Source organism: Nonomuraea roseoviolacea subsp. carminata, assembly GCF_024172185.1.
Classification (GTDB): domain Bacteria; phylum Actinomycetota; class Actinomycetes; order Streptosporangiales; family Streptosporangiaceae; genus Nonomuraea; species Nonomuraea roseoviolacea.
Window position 1 is genome coordinate 9,731,272 of sequence record NZ_JAMZEC010000001.1, and the last position, 19,588, is coordinate 9,750,859.

The 19,588-nt window shown below is 72.5% G+C and carries 18 protein-coding genes and 1 pseudogene; 13 read left to right on the forward strand and 6 right to left on the reverse strand.

All coding sequences use genetic code 11. The features are described 5' to 3' along the window. The first annotated feature begins 112 nt into the window (after positions 1–112). On the forward strand, positions 113–1,534 hold the full coding sequence (locus tag HD595_RS45360; protein ID WP_253780961.1) for a serine hydrolase domain-containing protein: 1,422 nt from the start codon (positions 113–115) through the stop codon (positions 1,532–1,534). A 33-nt stretch (positions 1,535–1,567) separates the two neighbouring features. Next, a complete protein-coding gene (locus HD595_RS45365) occupies positions 1,568–2,287 on the forward strand; it encodes a MerR family transcriptional regulator (protein WP_253780963.1) in 720 nt (239 codons plus the stop codon). Positions 2,288–2,448: 161 nt separating this feature from the next. Here HD595_RS45365 and HD595_RS45370 read toward each other — a convergent pair whose 3' ends face one another. Further along, the gene (locus HD595_RS45370) at positions 2,449–3,606 is read right to left on the reverse strand and encodes a GDSL-type esterase/lipase family protein (protein ID WP_253780965.1); all 1,158 of its coding nucleotides are present in this window, start codon (positions 3,604–3,606) and stop codon (positions 2,449–2,451) included. Between the two features lie 41 nt (positions 3,607–3,647). Continuing rightward, on the reverse strand, positions 3,648–3,995 hold the full coding sequence (locus tag HD595_RS45375; RefSeq protein WP_253780967.1) for a DoxX family protein: 348 nt from the start codon (positions 3,993–3,995) through the stop codon (positions 3,648–3,650). A 377-nt stretch (positions 3,996–4,372) separates the two neighbouring features. Here HD595_RS45375 and HD595_RS47350 point away from each other — a divergent pair. Then, positions 4,373–4,486 (forward strand): annotated as a pseudogene (locus HD595_RS47350) (respiratory nitrate reductase subunit gamma); the annotation flags it as partial. A 102-nt stretch (positions 4,487–4,588) separates the two neighbouring features. Here the strand turns inward: HD595_RS47350 and HD595_RS47120 are convergent. After that, positions 4,589–5,044 (reverse strand): pyridoxamine 5'-phosphate oxidase family protein, encoded by a 456-nt coding sequence (locus tag HD595_RS47120; protein WP_420540745.1) that lies wholly within the window; start codon positions 5,042–5,044, stop codon positions 4,589–4,591. Positions 5,045–5,320: 276 nt separating this feature from the next. Between HD595_RS47120 and HD595_RS45385 the strand changes: the two genes are divergently transcribed. The 10 genes from HD595_RS45385 (at position 5,321) to HD595_RS45430 (ending at position 17,317) form a co-directional block, all read left to right on the forward strand. Continuing rightward, on the forward strand, positions 5,321–6,970 hold the full coding sequence (locus tag HD595_RS45385; protein WP_337960032.1) for a molybdopterin dinucleotide binding domain-containing protein: 1,650 nt from the start codon (positions 5,321–5,323) through the stop codon (positions 6,968–6,970). Further along, complete coding sequence (gene narH / locus HD595_RS45390; protein ID WP_253780970.1) at positions 6,970–8,520, forward strand: nitrate reductase subunit beta; 1,551 nt, start codon at positions 6,970–6,972, stop codon at positions 8,518–8,520. The genes HD595_RS45385 and narH overlap by 1 nt, the downstream gene beginning before the upstream one ends. After that, positions 8,517–9,194, forward strand: coding sequence for a nitrate reductase molybdenum cofactor assembly chaperone (narJ, locus tag HD595_RS45395; protein ID WP_253780972.1), 678 nt, complete (start codon positions 8,517–8,519; stop codon positions 9,192–9,194). Before narH ends, narJ begins: the two co-directional genes overlap by 4 nt. After that, complete coding sequence (narI, locus tag HD595_RS45400) at positions 9,191–9,880, forward strand: respiratory nitrate reductase subunit gamma (protein ID WP_253780974.1); 690 nt, start codon at positions 9,191–9,193, stop codon at positions 9,878–9,880. Before narJ ends, narI begins: the two co-directional genes overlap by 4 nt. 162 nt (positions 9,881–10,042) lie before the next feature. After that, on the forward strand, positions 10,043–11,527 hold the full coding sequence (locus tag HD595_RS45405; RefSeq protein ID WP_253780976.1) for a nitronate monooxygenase: 1,485 nt from the start codon (positions 10,043–10,045) through the stop codon (positions 11,525–11,527). A 145-nt stretch (positions 11,528–11,672) separates the two neighbouring features. Next, positions 11,673–12,896 (forward strand): MFS transporter, encoded by a 1,224-nt coding sequence (locus tag HD595_RS45410; RefSeq protein ID WP_420540746.1) that lies wholly within the window; start codon positions 11,673–11,675, stop codon positions 12,894–12,896. 100 nt (positions 12,897–12,996) lie between these two features. Next, a complete protein-coding gene (locus HD595_RS45415; protein ID WP_253780980.1) occupies positions 12,997–13,434 on the forward strand; it encodes a hypothetical protein in 438 nt (145 codons plus the stop codon). A 380-nt stretch (positions 13,435–13,814) separates the two neighbouring features. After that, the gene (locus HD595_RS45420) at positions 13,815–15,188 is read left to right on the forward strand and encodes a cytochrome ubiquinol oxidase subunit I (RefSeq protein ID WP_253780982.1); all 1,374 of its coding nucleotides are present in this window, start codon (positions 13,815–13,817) and stop codon (positions 15,186–15,188) included. Positions 15,189–15,202: 14 nt separating this feature from the next. Continuing rightward, positions 15,203–16,174, forward strand: coding sequence for a cytochrome d ubiquinol oxidase subunit II (cydB, locus tag HD595_RS45425; RefSeq protein ID WP_253780984.1), 972 nt, complete (start codon positions 15,203–15,205; stop codon positions 16,172–16,174). An 849-nt stretch (positions 16,175–17,023) separates the two neighbouring features. Next, positions 17,024–17,317 (forward strand): hypothetical protein, encoded by a 294-nt coding sequence (locus tag HD595_RS45430; RefSeq protein WP_253780986.1) that lies wholly within the window; start codon positions 17,024–17,026, stop codon positions 17,315–17,317. A gap of 251 nt (positions 17,318–17,568) precedes the next feature. On the opposite strand, the gene HD595_RS45435 is transcribed toward HD595_RS45430, so the two are convergent. From HD595_RS45435 to HD595_RS45445, 3 genes are all read right to left on the reverse strand, one after another. Further along, positions 17,569–18,018, reverse strand: a complete 450-nt coding sequence (locus HD595_RS45435; protein ID WP_253780988.1) for a hemerythrin domain-containing protein — start codon at positions 18,016–18,018, stop codon at positions 17,569–17,571. A gap of 22 nt (positions 18,019–18,040) precedes the next feature. After that, entirely contained in the window at positions 18,041–19,051 is a 1,011-nt protein-coding gene (locus HD595_RS45440; protein WP_253780990.1) for a zinc-dependent alcohol dehydrogenase, read from the reverse strand. Positions 19,052–19,221: 170 nt separating this feature from the next. After that, the gene (locus HD595_RS45445; RefSeq protein WP_253780992.1) at positions 19,222–19,422 is read right to left on the reverse strand and encodes a PLD nuclease N-terminal domain-containing protein; all 201 of its coding nucleotides are present in this window, start codon (positions 19,420–19,422) and stop codon (positions 19,222–19,224) included. Between the last annotated feature and the right edge of the window lie 166 nt (positions 19,423–19,588).

The following is a 19,588-nucleotide window of genomic DNA, read 5'->3' on the forward strand; positions in this document are numbered from 1 at the left end:
CGCAGACCGACCAGGATCGGGCGTACGTCCACGCACTGCCCGAACCCGGATTTCGGCGATCCGCGTTCCGGGCTTGACCTTGCCCCAGGGGCAAGGTTCGACGATTCTCTCCATGAACAACGCACTGCGCACCGCCGAAGCCCGGATCCGCGAGCAGATCGCCGCCCACTGTGAGGCCAACCACGTCCCCGGTTTCGTCGCCGGCGTCCACCACGCCGGCGAGCAGGTCGTCGTCGCCCACGGCACCGCGAACGTCGCCACCGGCGCGCCGATGCGCGAGGACACCGGGTTCCTGTTCGGCTCCGTCACCAAGGTCCTGACCACGACGCTGGTCCTGCAGCAGGTCGACCGTGGGCTGCTGGACCTCGACGCCCCGGTGGTGAAGTACCTGCCCGACTTCGCCCTGACCGCGCCGGGCGCGGCGGACAGGATCCTCGTCCGGCACCTGATCTCCCACACCAACGGCATCGACGCGGACCTCTACTTCCCCGACGCCAAGGGCCGCGACGCCCTGAAGACCTACGTCCACGGCCTCGCGAGCACCTGCGGCACTTTGTTCGAGCCCGGCGAGCAGCTCAGCTACTCCAACGGCGGCATGATCGTCGCGGGCCGGCTGCTGGAAGTGGTGACCGGCCTGTCCTTCCACGACCTGCTCGCCCGCGAGATCTACGCCCCGGTCGGCATGAAGGACTCCAGCACCTCCGCCGAGCAGGCCATCCTGCGCGGCACGGCGGTCGGCCACTTCCCGGACCCCGAGACCATGGCGGCCCGGCCCACGAACATGTTCATGCTGCCCGACACCTGGGGACCGGCCGGCGGCACCCCGATCGGCACCGTCGCCGACCTGCTCGCCTTCGGACGCACCCACCTCGCGGGCGGGGTGTCCCCTTCCGGCACGCGTGTCCTGTCCGCCGAGTCGACCGCGCTGATGCAGCAGGTCTCGTACGACATGGCGACCCCCAACGTCCCGCCGATGGGCCTGGGCTGGGTACGGTACCCGTTCGGCGACGCGACCGTCCTGGCCATGTCGGGCGCGTCACCGGGCGGCGTCTCGCTCCTGTGTGTCCTGCCCGAGCACGACCTGGTCTTCGCCGCCTTCGGCAACACCCCAGGAGCGATCATGTTGCAGGACCAGATCCTGCGGTGGCTGCTGAGCGAGCACCTCGGTGTGCCGATCCCCAGGCTGGTCACCGAACCGGACCAGGACGTCGACCTGACTCCCTACGTCGGCACCTACCGCTCCAACCAGCTCCGCGTCGAGGTCAGCATCGTCGACGGCCAGCTCGAGGAGCGGCTCACCTACGAGCCGGCGGACGAGTCGCAGGAGCGGATCTTCACCGAGTTCGCCGGCGGCATGACCTCCGGCCCGCCGCAGCGCTACGTGCCGGTCCGGCCCGGCCTCTTCGCGCCCGCCGGATATCCGCTGGAGACGTTCGACGGGTACCTGCGGCTGCTGCTCGTCTCCTACCACGACCTCCGCGACGGCCGGGCACGCTTCCGCAACGGCGGTGGCCGCCTGACCCGCCGCGCCTGACCGCTCCCCGCCCGGGGTGGAAGGATGTCCGGCATGCTCACGATTGGCCAGCTCGCGGACTACGCCGGAGTGACCACCAAGGCCATCCGCCACTATCACGAGCGCGGTCTGCTCGCCGAACCGGACCGCGACTCGGCCGGCTACCGCCGCTACACCGCCGAGCATGCCGTCAAGCTCGTCAAGATCAGGACCCTGGCCCACGCGGGCGTGCCCCTGGCCCGCGTCAAGGACCTGCTCGACGCCGACCCGGACACGCTCACGGCGGCCATCGCCGAGATCGACCACGACCTCCAGGACCGCATGGCGCAGCTGCGGCGAACCCGCGACCAACTCGCCCAGCTGCGCGGCGGTGACCGGCTCTTCGTCTCCGCGGAGGTCGCGGACCATCTCGACGACTTGCGCACGTTCGGCGTCAGCGAGCGCCAGAGGCTCCTGGAACGCGACGGCTGGATCCTCATGCACACCGCCTCACCCGAGGACGCCCTGCTGTGGATCACCGAGAAGCGCGAGCTCATGACCGATCCCGAGTTCCGCGCCCTCTACCTCGAGTACGACGCCGCCTACGACTGGTCACCGGACGATCCCCGCCTCCCCGCCCTCGCGGACCGCACCCGCAAGTGGTTCACCGACCACCACAGCCGATCCGAGACCGGCCCGGTGGACAACCCGACCATCGCGCGGCTGGCAGCGCAGTCCCAGCCCGGAGCCGCATCCCCGGCTTGGGACCGCCTCGCCCGGCTCATGAACGGCTAGGTAGTGTCTGACAATGCGGTGTGCCGGAGCCAGAGCATTCGCCGGCACGGCTGCGAACGCGGTGCAGCCGACGATGTTGCCGCCGGTCAGATGCAGGACCAGCGGCAACCCGCGGGCTTCGACGAGACCATTCAAGCGTGAGCAATGATCATGTGTCAGCCCTAGAGGGAGTCGAGGTCGATGAAGTCGGCCATGATCCGATAGCCCAGGGCGTTGGGGTGGGCGTGGTCAGGCCGGCCGTCGGGAAAGTGATTGTGGTAACCGCCGGGGATGGCGCCGCCGCCGTGGGGGTCGATCGACCGGTCGAAGTCGGCGATCGCGTCGTACTCCCCTGAGTCGCGGATCCAGTCGTTCAGCGCGCGGCGCAGGTCGTCGGCCTCCCGCGTCCAACCGGGTGCGCCCTTGAACGGCAGGAGGGTGGCGCCGACGGCCTTGATGCCCTGGGCGTGGGCGGCGCGGATGAGGCTGCGATGGGCGTCGGCGAGGCGCCGCAGGGTGACGGGCGGGTCGTCCCGGTCCACCCCGCACATCTGGTCGCCCGGGCGCATGATGTCGTTCATGCCGAGGGAGATGATGGCCGTGCCCACGCCGGGCCGGTCCAGCACGTCGCGGGCGAAGCGGGACAGGGCGCTGTCGCCGGTGCAGACGGAGCCGGCCAGCAGCTTGTTGCCGCTGATGCCGGCGTTCAGCACCGGCCTGGGCCGGCCCGCGGCCAGCAGGCGCTGGGCGAGGATGTCGGGGTAGCGGTCGTCGCCGTCGGAGGTGGAGCCGAACCCGTCGGTGGTCGACTCGCCGATGGCGACGATCGCCGTGCCGGTGGGCGGCCCCCCGGTGACGTCGACGCCTTCCAGGTAGTACCAGGAGCCCCAGGCCGGCTGGATCGTGTCGGTGTACGCGGCTGCGCCGGCGTCCAGGTGGTGGTCGCCTCCGGCCCGGTAGGCGGTGGTCATGGAGATCTGGTGGTACGTGGCCGGGCCGGTGGGATCGGCGAAGTACAGGGTCACGGTGAGCTGTTCGCGCGCTTGGACCGGCAAGGGCACGGGGTCGCTGACGATCCTGCCTCCGGCGGCGACGGTCGCCGTGGGCTCGCCGGCGAAGCGCAGGCGGTGCAGCGTGTCCGGCCGTACGGCGGCGCCCTGGCCGGTGCGGCCGACGCTGGCGCCGCTCAGCCGCAGCGGGGTGGTGCCGTAGGCGTTGGAGAGCCGGACGCGCAGGTGCGAGCCACCCGCGTTCAGGCGGATCACCTGTCGCACGGACTGGTCGGCGAAGCCCTGCTCTGCCCAGGTGGCGAACCAGGGAGAGCCGGAGGGGCGCATCATCGCCGCCCCCCATGCCCCGGTCCACTCTTCGAGGTGTGACCTCATGCCGCCGTGCCCAGGGCCAGGGCGACGACCACGGGCGCCAGGTACAGGAAGGGGAAGACGACGGTCTTGTACGAGCGGGCCCGCAGCACCGTGACGACCGCGCCGGTGAAGTACAGGATCAGGCCGATCGCGGCGGCCACGCCGATCGCGGGGACCGCCAGACCGGCCAGCAGGCCGATCGCTCCGGCGGCCTTGGCCGCGCCCAGCCACGGCCACCACGACCGCGGCACCCCGTACTCGATCAGCGGCTTGGCCACGAAATCGGCCCTGCGCAGCAGCGAGAAGCCGGAGAAGCCGACCCAGGCGGCGGTGAGGCCGGTGACGATGACCTGCGTGGTGGACATGGGGGTTTCTCCTGTCGTTCGTCGAGGGGGAGTCGGTGCGGAACACTCGCGTGTCCCTCATGTCTTCGAGTTTGGGGCGCGCCGTTAATAAGATCCCTATGCGTTCGCGATGCGCTTCGGCCCTTCGCGGGCGCGCGCCTGTTCCGCCACCGCGCTCATCGGCGGCTCCTGGCTCTTCCCGGCGGCGAGCTCATCGCTTGCGTTCAGGGCAGCGGCGATCTTCGCCAGATGTCGAAGGAGCGCGTTATGGCGCTGCACCGGCTCAGCTCGACCACCATCGGGGTTCCTGACCCCGCCGAGACCATCGCCTACGCCGGGATCGCCACGGTGGGCGGCCTGGCGATCCTGGTCTACCGGCGGCGCACCGTGGGACGCCGCCGCTGTTCCAGCTGCACGCGCTCAGCGCGCTGGTGCTGTTCGCGATCTGGCCGTTCACCCGGCTGGTGCACATGCTCACCGCGCCGGTCGGCTACCTCACCCGGCCGTACATCGTCCACCGCGGCAGGGACGAGGGCCGGCGCCCCGCCCGGCGCGGCTGGGAGTCGTCCCGCCGAAGCGGACCACGGCGGGAGCCCGGCGATACGTCCACGACGTCAGCTCCGCGCGGGCCGCGGGGCCGCCGGCGCGTGGGGGCGGGTCGCCGTGATGCGGCGGCCGGAGATGTGCTCGGCCTCGACCACGATGTAGTGGTCGCGACTGCCCGGCGCCCAGGTGGTCAGCGGCAGCGCCGCGAGCCGGTCGATCTCGGCGGGATCGGACACCTCCCGGGCCTGTCCCACCGCGGTGACCGACCAGCCGGTGCGCCGCTCGTGATCGAACTCGTCGGCCTCGAAGGCCACCACGGCCCGCCGGGTGGCGGCGGCCAGCTTCGACCCGGTCGAGGTGCGGATCACGATGGTCCGGCCGTCGAGGTGGAAGTTCACCGGCTGGACGGCCGGCAGGGCGCGATCGGTGAACACGATCCGCCCGATGGGCGCCGTGGACAGCAGGTCGAAGCACTCCTCGGGGGAGAGCACCTGAAGTCCGGACGAGTCGAGCAGCACACGCATGAGTCTCGACGCTATCCGGACCGCGGCCGGCCGGGTAGGGACCAAAGTCCCGAGAAGTTCTCATGTCGTTTCGGGGACTTTCGGCCCTGCGCGTGCGGACGTTCGCCTCGGTGGGCGAAGCGCGCCGGGCTTCTAGCGTGGTTCGGGCCCCGCAGTCGCGGGTCGTTCGCCGACTGCAACGCCCAGGCCGCGCGGCTCGGCTGGCTGCCCTCGCACCCGACCTTCGACCGCAACCCGCTCGTCCTCGCCGACGAGGCCGCTGAGGCCGGTGTCCCGGTGGCCGAGCACGTCGTGAACGAGCTGAGGTCCGGGAACCTCCGCTTCGCCGCCGAGGACCCCGGCGACCCGGCCAACTTCCCGCGGGTGCTGACCGTGTGGCGGGCCAACCTGCTCGGCTCCTCCGGCAAGGGCAACGAGTACTTCCTGCGCCACCTGCTCGGCGCCGACGCCGAGACCCGTAACCAGGAAGGGCTGCGCCCGGCCGAGGTGACCTGGCGCGAGGAGGCCGCCGAGGGCAAGCTCGACCTGCTGACCGCCATCGACTTCCGCATGACCTCCACGGCGCTGTTCTCCGACGTCGTGCTCCCGGCCGCCACCTGGTACGAGAAGCACGACCTGTCCTCGACCGACATGCACCCGTTCGTGCACGCCTTCAACCCGGCCATCGCCCCGCCCTGGCAGACCCGCAGCGACTACGACACCTTCCTCAGCCTCGCCGACCGTTTCTCCGCGCTGGCCGCCGACCACCTGGGCCGGCGCACCGACGTGCTGGCCGTCCCGCTCGCCCACGACACCCCCGACGAGCTGGCCCAGCCCGGCGGACGGGTTCGCGACTGGAAGCACGGCGAGTGCGAGCCCGTACCCGGCAGGACCATGCCGAGGATCGTCGCGATCGAGCGCGACTACGCCGCCGTGGGCGAGCGCATGCGCTCCATCGGGCCGCTGTTCGCCGAGCTGGGACTGACGACCAAGGCCGTGACCTACCGGGTCGGCCCGGAGCTCGACTACCTGGCCGACAAGAACGGCACCACCGGCGAGGGACGCGTCTCGCTGGCCACGGCCGACCGCATGTGCGAGGCCATCCTCGCGCTGTCCGGCACCACCAACGGCCGCCTGTCCACCCAGGGTTTCGAGACGCTGGAGAAGCGCACCGGGACCAGGCTCGCCGACCTGGCCGCCGAGCACGAGGGCAGGCGCATCACCTTCGCCGACACGCAGTCCAGGCCGCAACCGGTGATCACCTCGCCGGAGTGGTCGGGGTCGGAGACCGGCGGGCGCCGCTACTCCGCCTTCGTCATCAACGTCGAGCGGGACAAGCCCTGGCACACCCTGACCGGGCGGCAGCAGTTCTTCCTCGACCACGACTGGATCATCGAGCTGGGCGAGCAACTGCCCGCCTACCGGCCGCCGCTCAACATGCGCCGCCACTACGGCGAGCAGCGCGACGGCGCCGACGGGGACGGCGGGGCCGAGGTCACCGTGCGCTACCTGACCCCGCACTCCAAGTGGTCCATCCACTCGGAGTACCAGGACAACGCCTACATGCTGGCGTTGTCCCGCGGCGGGCCGACGATCTGGATGAGCGTCGAGGACGCCCGCGCGATCGGCGTCGCCGACAACGACTGGATCGAGGCGTACAACCGCAACGGCGTGGTCGTGGCCCGCGCGATCGTCTCGCACCGCATGCCGGCCGGGACCGTGTACATGTACCACGCCAAGGACCGCAACGTGAACGTCCCGCTCACCGAGAGGTCCGGGCGGCGCGGCGGCGTGCACAACTCCCTCACCCGGCTGCTGCTCAAGCCCAGCCACCTCATCGGCGGGTACGCGCAGTTCACCTACGCCTTCAACTACTACGGGCCGACCGGCAACCAGCGTGACGAGATCACCGTCATCCGCCGCCGCGCCCAGGAGGTGACGTACTGATGCGCGTCATGGCACAGGTCGCCATGGTGATGAACCTGGACAAGTGCATCGGCTGCCACACCTGCTCCGTCACGTGCAAGCAGACGTGGACCAACCGCGACGGCGTCGAGTACGTCTGGTTCAACAACGTCGAGACCAAACCCGGCGTCGGCTACCCCAAGCGCTACGAGGACCAGGACCGCTGGCACGGCGGCTGGCAGCTCGACCGGCGCGGCCGGCTCAAGCTGCGCGCCGGAGGCCGCGTCAAGCGGCTGCTCAACCTGTTCTCCAACCCGGATCTCGCGGACCTGGACGACTACTACGAGCCGGCCACCTACGACTACGACACCCTCATCAACGCCCCCGCCGGCCCGCACACCCCGGTCATCCGCCCCAAGTCGGCCATCACCGGCCGGGACATGGCGATCACCTGGGGCGCGAACTGGGAGGACGACCTGGGCGGCGCCCCCGAGCACGCCCCGGCCGACCCCGTCCTGGCCGCCATGGCGGAGAAGGTGAAGATGGAGTTCGACAAGACCTTCATGTTCCACCTGCCGCGCATCTGCGAGCACTGCCTCAACCCGGCCTGCGTCGCCGCCTGCCCGTCCGGCGCGATGTACAAGCGGGAGGAGGACGGCATCGTCCTGGTGGACCAGAACCGCTGCCGCGGGTGGCGCATGTGCGTCTCGTCGTGCCCGTACAAGAAGGTGTACGTCAACCACAGGACCGGCAAGGCCGAGAAGTGCACGTTCTGCTTCCCCCGCATCGAGGCGGGACAGCCGACCGTGTGCGCCGAGACCTGCGTCGGACGCCTGCGCTACCTCGGCCTGATCCTGTACGACGCCGACGCGGTGCTGGAGGCCGCGCGCGTCCCGGACCCCCGGGACCTGCTGGAGGCCCAGCGCCGGGTCTTCCTCGACCCGTCCGACCCGGAGGTGGTCGAGGCGGCCCGCGCCGCGGGCATCAGCGAGGACTGGATCGCCGCGGCGCAGCGCTCGCCGATCTACCGGCTGGCCATGCGGTACCGGGTGGCGCTGCCGCTGCACCCGGAGTACCGCACGCTGCCCATGGTCTGGTACATCCCGCCGCTGTCACCGGTGCTCGACGCCGTCACCGGCGTGGGCGCCGACGCCGACGACCCCGACAACGTCTTCCACGCCATCACCGACCTGCGCATCCCGCTGGAGTACCTGGCCGGGCTGTTCTCGGCCGGCGACACCGAGGTCGTGGCCGGGGTGCTGATGAAGCTGTCGGCGATGCGCGCCTACATGCGGGCCCGCACCGTGGACGGCACCGTCGCCGAGGACCTGCTGGAGTCGGTCGGGATGACGGCGGCCGAGATGGAGGAGCTGTACCGGCTGCTGGCCATCGCCAAGTACGACGAGCGCTACGTCGTGCCCGCCGCCCACCGCGAGGACGCCGCCGCCCTGTCCGCCCAGGCGGACGGGTGCAGCCTGGACGGCGACGGCGGCCCCGGCATGAGCGACTTCCACCCGGCCGGAGTCACCGGCCGCCGCACCGACGGGCGGCTCGGCCTGAAGATCTTCGTCCGCGACGGAGGCACGGCGTGAGACTCCTGACCCGGCGGGAGACCTCCGCCTTCGAGGAGCCGGCGCGTCGCGCGGCGCTGTTCCGGCTGATCTCGCTCCTGCTCCAGTACCCGGACGCCGAGCTCCTCGCCGCCCGCGACGAGCTGAGCCGGGCCGCGCTCGCGCTGCCGGAGTCGCCGACCCGCGACGCCCTCGTCGCGTTCACCGCCTGGTACGCCGAGTGCGAGCCCATGCCGCTGGCCCGCGCCTACGTCGAGACCTTCGACCTGCGCCGCCGCTCCAGCCTCTACCTCACCTACTACCTGCACGGCGACACCCGCCGCCGCGGCATGGCGCTGCTCACCCTCAAGCAGCGCTACCGGGTGGCCGGGCTCACCCCGCCCGAGGGCGAGCTGCCCGACTACCTGCCGGTGGTCTGCGAGTTCGCCGCGCTGGCCGGGCCGTCCATCGGCGAGGCGCCGCTGCGCCAGCACCGCAAGGGGCTGGAGCTCATCCGCACCGCGCTGCGCGAGGCCGGCTCGTCGTACTCGCTGGTGCTCGACGCGCTCTGCGCGGAACTGCCGGACCTGTCGGCGGCCGAGCGTGCCGCCGTCGCGGACCTGGCGCTGGCCGGGCCGCCCGCCGAGGAGGTCGGGCTGGCGCCGTACGGGCCGCCCCTCGACGAGACGCCGAACGAGACGGAGGTGCGGCCGTGAGCGTCGCGCTGTGGGTCGTCGTCCCCTACATCGCTCTGACGATCTTCGTGGTCGGCCACGTCTGGCGCTGGCGGGTCGACCAGTTCGGCTGGACCACCCGCACCACGCAGGTCCTGGAGAGCCGGCTGCTGCGGCTCGGGTCCCCGCTGTTCCACCTCGGCGCGTTCGCCGCCATCGGCGGCCACGTGCTGGGCCTGCTCGTCCCGAAGAGCCTGACCGAGGCGGTCGGCGTGGACGAGCACCTCTACCACCTGGTGTCGGTGAGCGCGGGGACCGTGGCCGGGCTCATGGTGGTGGCGGGCCTGGGGCTGCTGCTGGCCCGCCGCCTCACCAGCCCGCGCGTCCGCCGCACCACCACCCGCGCCGACAAGGTCCTGTTCGCCGTGATCGCGGCCACCATCGCGCTCGGCATGTCCGCGACCGTGGGCCAGAACCTGCTCGGCGGCGGCTACGACTACCGCGCAACGATCGCCGTCTGGTTCCGCGGTGTCCTGACCTTCCACCCCGACCCCGGCCTGATGGCCGGCGTGCCGCTGATCTTCCAGTTGCACGCGCTGTCGGCCTGGGTGCTCGCCGCGATCTGGCCCTTCACCCGGCTCGTCCACGTCTGGTCGGCGCCGGTCGCCTACCTGTGGCGGCCCTACGTCGTCTACCGGCGGCGCGCCCCGCTCGGCGTGCGCCGATGACCGGCATCCATCGCTTCACGGCACGAAGCGCTTCACGGCAAGGAGCAGGAAATGAGCGTTGTCCGAGCGGCGGCGGTGCTGCTGCTGGGCGCCGCCGGCGCCGCGACGGCGGCGAGCACCACGCTCGCCGTCGCCGCGTGACGGCTCCGGGACGGTCGATCCATGTCACCCACTGCCCGAGCGCTCACCCCGCAGCCGGAGGATCGCGTGCTGTCCATCGCTGATCACCTCACCGAAGCGTTCCCCGCGCTGATCCAGGGCGGCATGGGCGTCGGAGTGTCCGGGTGGCGGCTGGCGCGCGCGGTGGCCCGGACCGGGCAGCTCGGCGTCGTGTCGGGCACCGCGCTGGACGTCACGCTGGCCCGCCGGCTCCAGCGCGGCGATCCCGGCGGGGACCTGCGCCGCGCGCTGGCCTGCTTCCCGGTGCCCGCCATCGCCGAGCGGGTGCTGGGCCGCTACTTCGTGCCGGGCGGGATCGCGCCGGGCACGCCGTACCGGCCGGTGCCCCGGCTCGGGCTGCGGCCCAGCCGCGCCCGCGACGAACTGGCCGTGGCCGCCAACTTCGCCGAGGTCTTCCTGGCCAAGCACGGGCACGACGGCCCGATCGGCGTCAACTACCTGGAGAAGATCCAGCTCGCCACGCCGGCCGCCGTGTTCGGGGCGATGCTGGCCGGGGTCGACTACGTGCTGATGGGGGCGGGCATCCCGACCGAGATCCCGCACCTGCTCGACGAGTTCGCCGCGCACCGCCCGGCCGGGATCACCGTCGCCGTGGCCGGGGCCGACGACGCCCGGCACACGGTCGGCCTCGACCCCGGAGCGCTGCTGCCCGCCCCCACCGAGCCGCTGCGGCGGCCGAAGCTGCTGGCGATCGTCTCCTCGCACGTGCTGGCCGGCTACCTGGCCCGTTCGCCGCGGACCCGGCCGGACGGGTTCGTCCTGGAGACGCCGGTGGCCGGCGGGCACAGCGCGCCGCCGCGCGGCCGCCTGCGGCTGGACGAGGCCGGCGAGCCCGTCTACGGGCCGCGCGACGAGGCCGACACCGGCAGGGTCGCCGCCCTCGGGCTGCCGTTCTGGCTGGCCGGCGGCTACGGCACCCCCGACGGGCTGGCCGGGGCGCTGGCCGCGGGCGCCACCGGGATCCAGGTCGGGTCGGCGTTCGCGTTGTGCCGCGAGTCCGGGCTCGACGACGAACTCAGGCGCCGCCTGCTGCGCGCGGCCGGCGCCGGGACCCTGGAGGTCCGCAACGACCCGCGCGCCTCGCCGACCGGCTTCCCGTTCAAGGTCGCGAACGTGCCCGGCACCCTGTCCGAGCCCGGCGTCCACGAGCGGCGACCGCGGCTGTGCGACCTGGGCTACCTGCGCAGCCCGTACGTCAAGGCCGACGGCGCGATCGGCTACCGCTGCCCCGCCGAGCCTGTCGACACCTACGTGCGCAAGGGCGGCTCCGCGGAGGAGGCCGAGGGCCGCCAGTGCCTGTGCAACGGCCTGACCGCCGCGATCGGCCTGCCCCAGCACCGCGCCGACGGTTACCGCGAGCCCGCCCTTCTCACCCTGGGCCAGGACGTCACGTTCCTGCGCGACCTGCCGGAGAACCACTCGGCCGCCGACGTCGTCCACCGCATCCTGCTGGGAGCACCCGCATGACCGGCGCCTCACCCCCGGCCCGGCCGCTGTGGACGGACCGGAGGTCCGCCCGGACGAGGACCTTGGTCCGTACCCCGCGCCGGGCTTGCGCACTCGGATGTAACAGAAGGCACGTACCGGTGCCCGATGACAGCAGTGAGGAAGGATGACGATGACCGACGAGAAGGCCCCGGCCGCCGCCGGGGGCAGGCCCGCGCTGATGCTGGGCCTGGCGACCCTCGGCTTCGCGCTGAACTTCTGGGCCTGGGCGCTGCTCAGCCCGCTGGGCCCGCGCTTCAAGGACCTGCTCGGCCTGTCCCCCGCCCAGCAGGCCCTCCTGGTCGCCGTCTCGGTGATCGTCGGCTCGCTGGGCCGCATCCCGGTGGGCGCGCTCACCGACCGGTACGGCGGACGGGTGATGTTCCCGCTGATCTCGGCCGCCACCATCGTGCCCGTCCTCTTCATCGGTCTGGCCGGACAGAGCTCGCTGCCGCTGCTGCTGCTCGGCGGCTTCTTCCTGGGCATCGCCGGAACCGTGTTCGCGGTCGGCGTGCCGTTCGTCAACGCCTGGTTCCCGCCGCACCGTCGCGGCCTGGCCATCGGTGTCTTCGGCGCCGGCATGGGCGGCACCGCGATCAGCGCCCTGACCACGGTCAAGCTCGTCAGGACCGGCGGCTCGGCCACCCCCTTCCTCATCACCGCGGTCGCGCTGGCGCTCTACGCCGCCGTCGCCTGGCTGGTCATGCGCGACGCGCCGGGACGCACCGTCGCGGCGCAACCGCTGCCGGCACGCCTGGCGGCCACCGCCAAGCTGGCGATCACCTGGCAGGCGTGCGTCCTGTACGCCGTGGCCTTCGGCGGCTACGTCGCCTTCTCCGTCTACCTGCCCGCCTACCTGCAGACCGGCTACGGCCTGGAGCAGGCCGACGCCGCCAATCGCATGGCCGGGTTCGTGGTCCTCGCGGTCGTCATGCGGCCGATCGGCGGCTGGCTGTCCGACCGGATCGGCTCCGTGCCCGTGCTGGCCGCCGTGTTCACCGTGGTCGGCGTCGCGGCGGCGGTCCAGGCCCTCACACCCGGCCTGATGCCCTTGGGCACGATCGCCTTCCTGACCATGGCCGCCGCCCTCGGGGCGGGCAGCGGCGCCACCTTCGCCCTGGTCGCCCAGGTCGCCCCGGCGGACAAGGTCGGCGCGGTCACCGGGCTGGTCGGCGCCGCGGGCGGGCTGGGCGGGTTCGTGCCGCCCCTGCTGATGGGCTTCCTCTACGGCCGGCTCGGCTCGTACGGGCTCGGTCTGGCGCTGCTGGCCGCGACCTCGGTCCTGACCGTGGTGCTGACGGTGACGATGGTGCGCCTGACGGCCTCACGACGCCGCGCCGTGGTGGCATGATCCTGGAATGTGCGGTGGGCCGGGCCGTCGTGCCCGGTCCGCCGGCTGCGTGCTCGTGCCGCGACAGGGAGGTTCCCGCGATGCTCCAGGTGGACGCGCGATGACGTGGTGGTCGGTGATCCGGTTCCTGCACGTGCTGTCGGCGGCGTTGTGGGTCGGCGGGCAGCTCACGGTGTCGCTGGTCGTGCTGCCCCTGGCCCGCAGGCACCTGGACGAGCGGCGGCGGGCCACGGTGCTGACCGCGGTCGGCCGCCGCTTCGGGATCCTCACCGCGGCCGGGTTCCTGCCCGTGCAGCTCGGCTCCGGCCTGGCCCTGGCCTGGCGCAAGGGCGTCACCTGGTCCTCGCTCGCCGACCCCGGCTACGGCCGGATCCTGGCGGCCAAGCTGCTGCTGTTCTGCGCCGTCATGGCCGCCGCCGGCGTCCATGGCTGGGCCAGCGGCGCGGGACGGCCCAGGCTCGCCCGGACGATGGCGGTGAGCTCGCTGGTGGGATCGCTCGGCGTCGTCCTGCTCGCCACCGCCCTGCCCGCGACCTGAGGCCCGACAGCACGGCGAGGCCGCCGACGGTGCGGCCCGCTCGACGACCGCGACCCGTCGGCCGGAACGTCCGCGCGGCAGCGCGATCATCTGCGGGTGACCGCACCGGTGGTACGGGGCCCGTCGCCGGCGCATGTCGCGCAGGTCGAGCGGCTGGTTCAGGAACGACGCCTCGCCTGGCCGGCCGCGACGAGCAGCCGCCGGATGCCGGGATCGGTGGCGAGCGCAGCGGTCATGGCGTATCTCCCGCCGCTGACGTTCCCGCAGCGGGGTCGCGGGCCGTCAGGGCCGGGCGGCTCCGGGACAGATGTCCAAGGTCCCTTCCGGGTGGGGCCGCCCGACCCTACGACGCCGTCCGATCTTGCTCGACGCTGGCGACCATGGATGTCTTGGACCTTTCGCGCTGGCAGTTCGGGATCACGACCGTCTACCACTTCCTGTTCGTGCCGCTCACGATCGGGCTGTCGATGATCGTGGCCGGGTTGCAGACCGCCTGGTACCGGACGAGGAAGCCGGAGTACCTGCGGCTGACCCGGTTCTGGGGGAAGCTCTTCCTGATCAACTTCGCCATGGGCGTGGTGACGGGGATCGTGCAGGAGTTCCAGTTCGGGATGAACTGGAGTGACTACTCCCGCTTCGTCGGCGACGTGTTCGGGGCGCCGCTGGCGATGGAAGGGCTGATGGCCTTCTTCCTGGAGTCCACGTTCCTCGGGTTGTGGATCTTCGGCTGGGACAGGCTCTCCCCGAGACTGCACCTGGCCACGATCTGGCTCGCGGCGATCGGCACCAACATCTCCGCCTACTTCATCCTCGCCGCGAACTCGTGGATGCAGCACCCGGTCGGCTACCGCGTCAACAACGGCCGGGCCGAGCTGACCGACATCTGGGCCGTGCTCACCAACTCCACCACGCTCGTCACCTTCCCCCACGTGATCTTCGGCGCCTTCCTGACCGCCGCGGCGTTCGTGCTCGGGGTGAGCGCCTGGTTCCTGCTGCGCGAGCGGGACGTCGCGCTCTTCCGCACCTCCGCCCGGCTGGCCCTGGCCGTCAGCCTGGTGTCGGCGATCGGGGTGTCGCTGTCGGGCCACTGGCAGGCGCAGATCATGACCGAGCAGCAGCCGATGAAGATGGCCGCGGCCGAGGCGCTGTGGGAGGACGAGAGCTCGGCGGGCTTCTCGCTGTTCGCGATCGGCGACGTGGAGAACGGCCGCAACCACGTCAACCTGCAGATCCCGTACGGGCTGAGCCTGCTGTCCACCAACAGCCTCGACGGCAAGGTCGCGGGCATCAACGACATCCAGGCCCGCTACCAGGCGTTGTACGGCCCGGGCGACTACCGGCCGGTCGTCGGCCTCGCGTACTGGTCGTTCCGGCTGATGATCGGCTTCGGCGCGCTGTCGGCGCTGCTGGCCCTGGCCGGCCTCTGGCTGACCCGGCGCGGCAGGCTGCCCGCCGGGCGCTGGGCCTACCGGCTGGCCATCGCCGGGATCGGGCTGCCGTTCCTGGCCAACTCCCTGGGGTGGATCTTCACGGAGATGGGCCGCCAGCCCTGGACCGTCTTCGGCCTGATGCGCACGGCCGCGGCGGTCTCGCCCGGCGCGGACGTCGTCTCGGTGGCCATCACGCTGACCGGCTTCACCCTCGTCTACGCGGTGCTGGCCGTCATCGAGGTGCGGCTGCTGGTCAAGTTCATCCGGATCGGGCCGTACGAGCAGGTCGAGCCGGAAGCCGCCGCTCCGGCCCTGAGCTACTGAAGGACATCACCGCCATGGAACTGACCACCGTCTGGTTCGTGTTGATCGCCGTGTTGTGGACCGGCTACTTCGTGCTGGAGGGCTTCGACTTCGGCGTGGGCATCCTGCTGCCCCTCCTGGGCGGCGACGAGGCCGAGCGGCGCACCATCGCCGCGACGATCGGCCCCGTGTGGGACGGCAACGAGGTGTGGCTGCTGGTGGCCGGAGGAGCGACCTTCGCCGCCTTCCCCGAGTGGTACGCCACCCTGTTCAGCGGCTTCTACCTGCCGTTGTTCCTCATCCTGCTGGCGTTGATCGCGCGCGGGGTGGCGCTGGAATACCGCAACAAGAGCGACAGCACCAGGGGCTGGGACCGGGCCTTCTTCTGGGGCTCCCTCGGCCCCGCGCTCCTGTGGGGCGTCGCGTTCGCCAACATGGTGCGCGGCGTGCCCCTGGACGCCGACCACGAGTTCACCGGATCCCTGCTCACCCTGCTGAACCCGTTCGCGCTGCTCGGCGGGGCGGCCACGGTGCTGCTGTTCACCCTGCACGGGGCGATCTTCCTGACGCTGCGCACCACGGGAGAGCTGCGCCGGGGCGCCGCCCGGATCGCCCGCACGCTGGCGCCGATCACCCTGCTGGTGGTGATCACCTTCCTGGTCGCCGCCGGCGGCGCGGGCAGGCCGCTCCGGTGGGCGGCGGTGGCGCTGGCCGCGGCCGGCCTCGTGGGCGCCCTGGTGGCGACCCTGCGGGGCCGGGACGGCTGGGCGTTCACCGCCAGCGCGGTGGCCGTCGTCGCGGTCGTCGCGGCCCTGTTCACCGGCCTGTGGCCGAACGTGCTGCCCGCGCTCGACCCGGCCAACAGCCTCACCGTGACCAACGCCGCCTCCACCCCGTACACGTTGACGGTGATGACCTGGGTCGCGGCCATCTTCACCCCGCTGGTGCTGGCCTACCAGGCCTGGACCTACTGGGTCTTCCGCCGCCGCCTCACCGGTGCGCACTGATGGGCGCCGAGCGGCGCGAACGGTCCATGGGACGTGCCGGAAAGGACTTTGGTCCCTGCCACGAGCCCGGCGCGCCGCGACATCGTGAATACATGTCCGCCGCAACCCCCATACCGGGAACATTCCGATGACCGAAACCGGCGCCGCCCCCCAGGCCGGTGTCCCCGGCGCCCGGCCGTGGGCGAAGCCCTTCGCGACCCGGGCCGGCGTGCGCCGGCTGGTCGCCGCCGCCGTCGCGGCGCCCTCCGTACACAACAGCCAGCCGTGGCGCTTCCGCCGCGTCGACGACGCCACCCTGGACCTGTACGCCGACCTCGACCGGCTGCTCGCCGTCACCGACCCGCTGGGCCGGGGGCTGGGCGTCAGCTGCGGCGCCGCGCTGTTCAACCTGCGGCTGGCGATCCGGATGACCGGCCACGAGCCCCGTGTCCTGCCGCTGCCCGATCCCCGCGACCGGCCCGACCTGCTGGCCACCGTGCACGCGACGCCCGTCGGCGCCGAGCCCAGACGAGCGGCGGCTGCATGCCGCGATCCCGCACCGACGGACCAACCGCTTCCCCTTCGACGGCCGCCCCCTGCCCGCCGAGACCGTCGACGCACTGCTCGTCGCGGCCCGCCGGGAGGAGGCCACGCTCGTCATGCTGGACGGCCCGGTGGCACGCGAGGTCCTCGGCATGGTCGCCGCCGCGGACAGCGCGCTGTGTCGCGACGACGCCTACCGCCGCGAGCTGTCCCGCTGGAGCGGCGACGGCGCCCGCGCCGACGGCGTCCCCCGCCACGCCTTCGGCGCCCGGCCATGGGCCGCCGAGCTGCCCCTACGCGACTTCGGCCTGGGCGGGAGCGGGCAGGGTGGCCAGATTCGAGAAGGAGCCTCAGATCGCCGCCTTGTTCACCCGCGGCGACGGGCCACGCGATTGGCTGGCCGCCGGCCAGGCGTTGCAGCGGGTGCTGCTCACCGCCACCGCTCACGGCGTGTCGGCGTCGCTGTTCAGCCAGCCTCTGGATCTTCCGGAACAGGCGGACGGCACGGAACCCGCGGGGACGCTCGGGCACCTGCAGATGCTGCTGCGGCTGGGATACGGCCCGCCGGTCCCCGCCGTGCCGCGCCGTCCCCTCCACGAGGTCTTCAACACCCGGCCGTGAAGGGCCCGCCGATCGCCCGCCCACGCGCTCCCTCAGGCAGGCGGCGGGCCTGGGATGGGCTTCCGTGGATGCCCGCCGCCTGCTCGGGTGCCGGCCCGTCATGAGCGCCACCGTTGGTCGGCCGGGCGGCGGATCGGGCGGCGCTCATCGGGCATGACGCAAACGGTAGGTCCGCGGCCGGGGCCGGCGGCACCGCCGGGGGTCACCTTCATGAAGGGACCCGTCCTCCCGGGCCGTTCGGCACGGGCCCGCTATCCGGTCGCCGCCGGGGACTGGCCGGGCGTGATGCGGTCGAAGGCGGCCAACGGCAGCATGATGACCGCCGCGGGGAACAGGCCGTGCTCCTCGTGGTCGATGTGCCGGTGCAGCTTGTCCAGTGCCCGCAGCACGGCCGACCAGTCAGGCGCCGCGTCGTCGATCGTCCCGAGCACGCCATGGATGTCGGCGTGCTCGGCGCACAGCCGCTCCACCTCATCGGCCAGCGCCCCGTCGGCGCGCAGCTCGGCGAACAGCCCGCTCTCCTCGGCGGCGGTGTGCGGGATCAGCCGGGCCAGCAACTCCCGCAGGAGGGTCGCGGCGTCGCCGTGCCGCCCCTCGACGATCGCGCGGCGCAGCGCTCCCGCGCACTCCTCGATGTCCCAGTGCTCCTGGGACAGGCGGCCGATCAGCGGGAACTCGCGGCAGCCGCAGTAGTTGCACATGGTCGTGTCCTCCTGCGGGTGGTCACAGTTCGAAGACGAGGCGGGCGGGGACGGTCCCGGCGAGGACTTCGGCGAAGGACTCGTTGATCTCCTCGAGCTTGCGCGTCTCGTAGACGACCTTGGTGCGTCCCTGCGCGTGCAGCTCGAAGACCTCGGCCAGATCGGCGCGGGTGCCGACGATGGAGCCGATGACGCTGATGCCGCCGAGCACGGTCTGGAAGACGGGCAGGCTCATCGTGTTGTCCTTCGGCAGGGACACCAGCACCAGGCGGCCTCCGGGGCGCAGCGAGGCGTGGGCCTGCTCCAGCACGCGGGGGCTGGCGGCCAGCACGATGGCCACGTCGGCCCCGCCCAGCGCCTGGATCGCGGCCACCGGGTCGTCGGTGGCGGCGTTGACGGTGTGGGCGGCGCCGAGGTCGCGGGCCAGCCGGAGCTTGTCCTCGGTGACGTCGACGGCGACGGTCCGGCCGCCGAAGATCTGCGCGTACTGCAGGGCGAGATGGCCGAGCCCGCCGATGCCGAAGATCGCGGCGCACTCGGCGGGGCGCAGACCGGAGACCTTGACGGCCTTGTACGTGGTCACGCCGGCGCAGGTCAGCGGCGCCGCCTCGGCGGACGGGACGCCGTCGGGCACGGCGACGACGTAGGCGGCGTGGGCGACGGCGTACTCGGCGTGGCCGCCGTCGAGCGCGTAACCGGTGTTCCGCTGCGACGCGCACAGGGTCTCGCGGCCACTGACGCAGTACGCGCAGGTGCCGCAGGCGTAGCCGAGCCACGGGATGGCCACCCGCTCGCCGACCGCCCGGCCGGTCACGGCGGCGCCGATCTTCTCGATGACGCCGACACCCTCGTGACCCGGGGTCAACGGCAGGACCGGTTTGACCGGCCAGTCGCCGTGGGCGGCGTGGATGTCGGTGTGGCACAGGCCGCTGGCCTCGACGCGGACCAGCACCTGGAACGGCTCCGGCTCGGGGACGGGCACCTCCCGCACTTCGACGGGCTTGTCGAAACCGGTGACGACGGCAGCGCGCATGGGCTGTTCTCTCCTTCGGTCGTGCTCTCACTCTCCCGCCGGGGACGGCGCCGCGATCAGGGCCGAACGTCCCGTACGGGCCCTGCCGTCGGTCACCCGTCTCGCGTTCTCGGAGGAGGTGCCCAACGCCGCGATCGGCGGGACCTCCGTCCCTGGAGGCCAGGCCGGGATCACGCGCGTGGCCGCCGTCGTCCCCACAGCAGGTAGGCGATGGGCCCGAACGGTTGGACGAGGATTCCCGCCCACCACAGCCCCTTCCGTCCGCGTACGTCGTCGCGCGGGCGGAAGGCGAGATCAGCCACGGCGGTCGCGGTCAGCGCCAGCTCCACGGACGCCAGGGTCAGCAGCACGGCCTGTCGCCTCTTCGACATCTCGTCCCAGCGCATCGGCGGGTCCCTTCTCTCGTGCCCTTGGGCTCACATGGTGACGCTCTCTCGGAGCGGGTTCGTCCGGTTTCCCGGAAACAGGGAGGGCCGCTCGGACGCGCGGCGCGGCGGTGCGCCGTCAGGACCAGGTCCAGCCGCTGATCTCGGGATC

Excerpts from the sequence above, each read along its gene's own strand:
- HD595_RS45360 (WP_253780961.1), top strand. The coding sequence starts at position 113 with ATGAACAACGCACTGCGCACCGCCGAAGCCCGGATCCGCGAGCAGATC.
- HD595_RS45365 (WP_253780963.1), top strand. The coding sequence starts at position 1,568 with ATGCTCACGATTGGCCAGCTCGCGGACTACGCCGGAGTGACCACCAAG.
- HD595_RS45370 (WP_253780965.1), bottom strand. The coding sequence starts at position 3,606 with ATGATGCGCCCCTCCGGCTCTCCCTGGTTCGCCACCTGGGCAGAGCAG.
- HD595_RS45375 (WP_253780967.1), bottom strand. The coding sequence starts at position 3,995 with ATGTCCACCACGCAGGTCATCGTCACCGGCCTCACCGCCGCCTGGGTC.
- HD595_RS47120 (WP_420540745.1), bottom strand. The coding sequence starts at position 5,044 with ATGCGTGTGCTGCTCGACTCGTCCGGACTTCAGGTGCTCTCCCCCGAG.
- narH (WP_253780970.1), top strand. The coding sequence starts at position 6,970 with ATGCGCGTCATGGCACAGGTCGCCATGGTGATGAACCTGGACAAGTGC.
- HD595_RS45405 (WP_253780976.1), top strand. The coding sequence starts at position 10,043 with ATGTCACCCACTGCCCGAGCGCTCACCCCGCAGCCGGAGGATCGCGTG.
- HD595_RS45410 (WP_420540746.1), top strand. The coding sequence starts at position 11,673 with ATGACGATGACCGACGAGAAGGCCCCGGCCGCCGCCGGGGGCAGGCCC.
- HD595_RS45415 (WP_253780980.1), top strand. The coding sequence starts at position 12,997 with ATGACGTGGTGGTCGGTGATCCGGTTCCTGCACGTGCTGTCGGCGGCG.
- HD595_RS45420 (WP_253780982.1), top strand. The coding sequence starts at position 13,815 with ATGGATGTCTTGGACCTTTCGCGCTGGCAGTTCGGGATCACGACCGTC.
- cydB (WP_253780984.1), top strand. The coding sequence starts at position 15,203 with ATGGAACTGACCACCGTCTGGTTCGTGTTGATCGCCGTGTTGTGGACC.
- HD595_RS45435 (WP_253780988.1), bottom strand. The coding sequence starts at position 18,018 with ATGTGCAACTACTGCGGCTGCCGCGAGTTCCCGCTGATCGGCCGCCTG.
- HD595_RS45440 (WP_253780990.1), bottom strand. The coding sequence starts at position 19,051 with ATGCGCGCTGCCGTCGTCACCGGTTTCGACAAGCCCGTCGAAGTGCGG.
- HD595_RS45445 (WP_253780992.1), bottom strand. The coding sequence starts at position 19,422 with ATGTCGAAGAGGCGACAGGCCGTGCTGCTGACCCTGGCGTCCGTGGAG.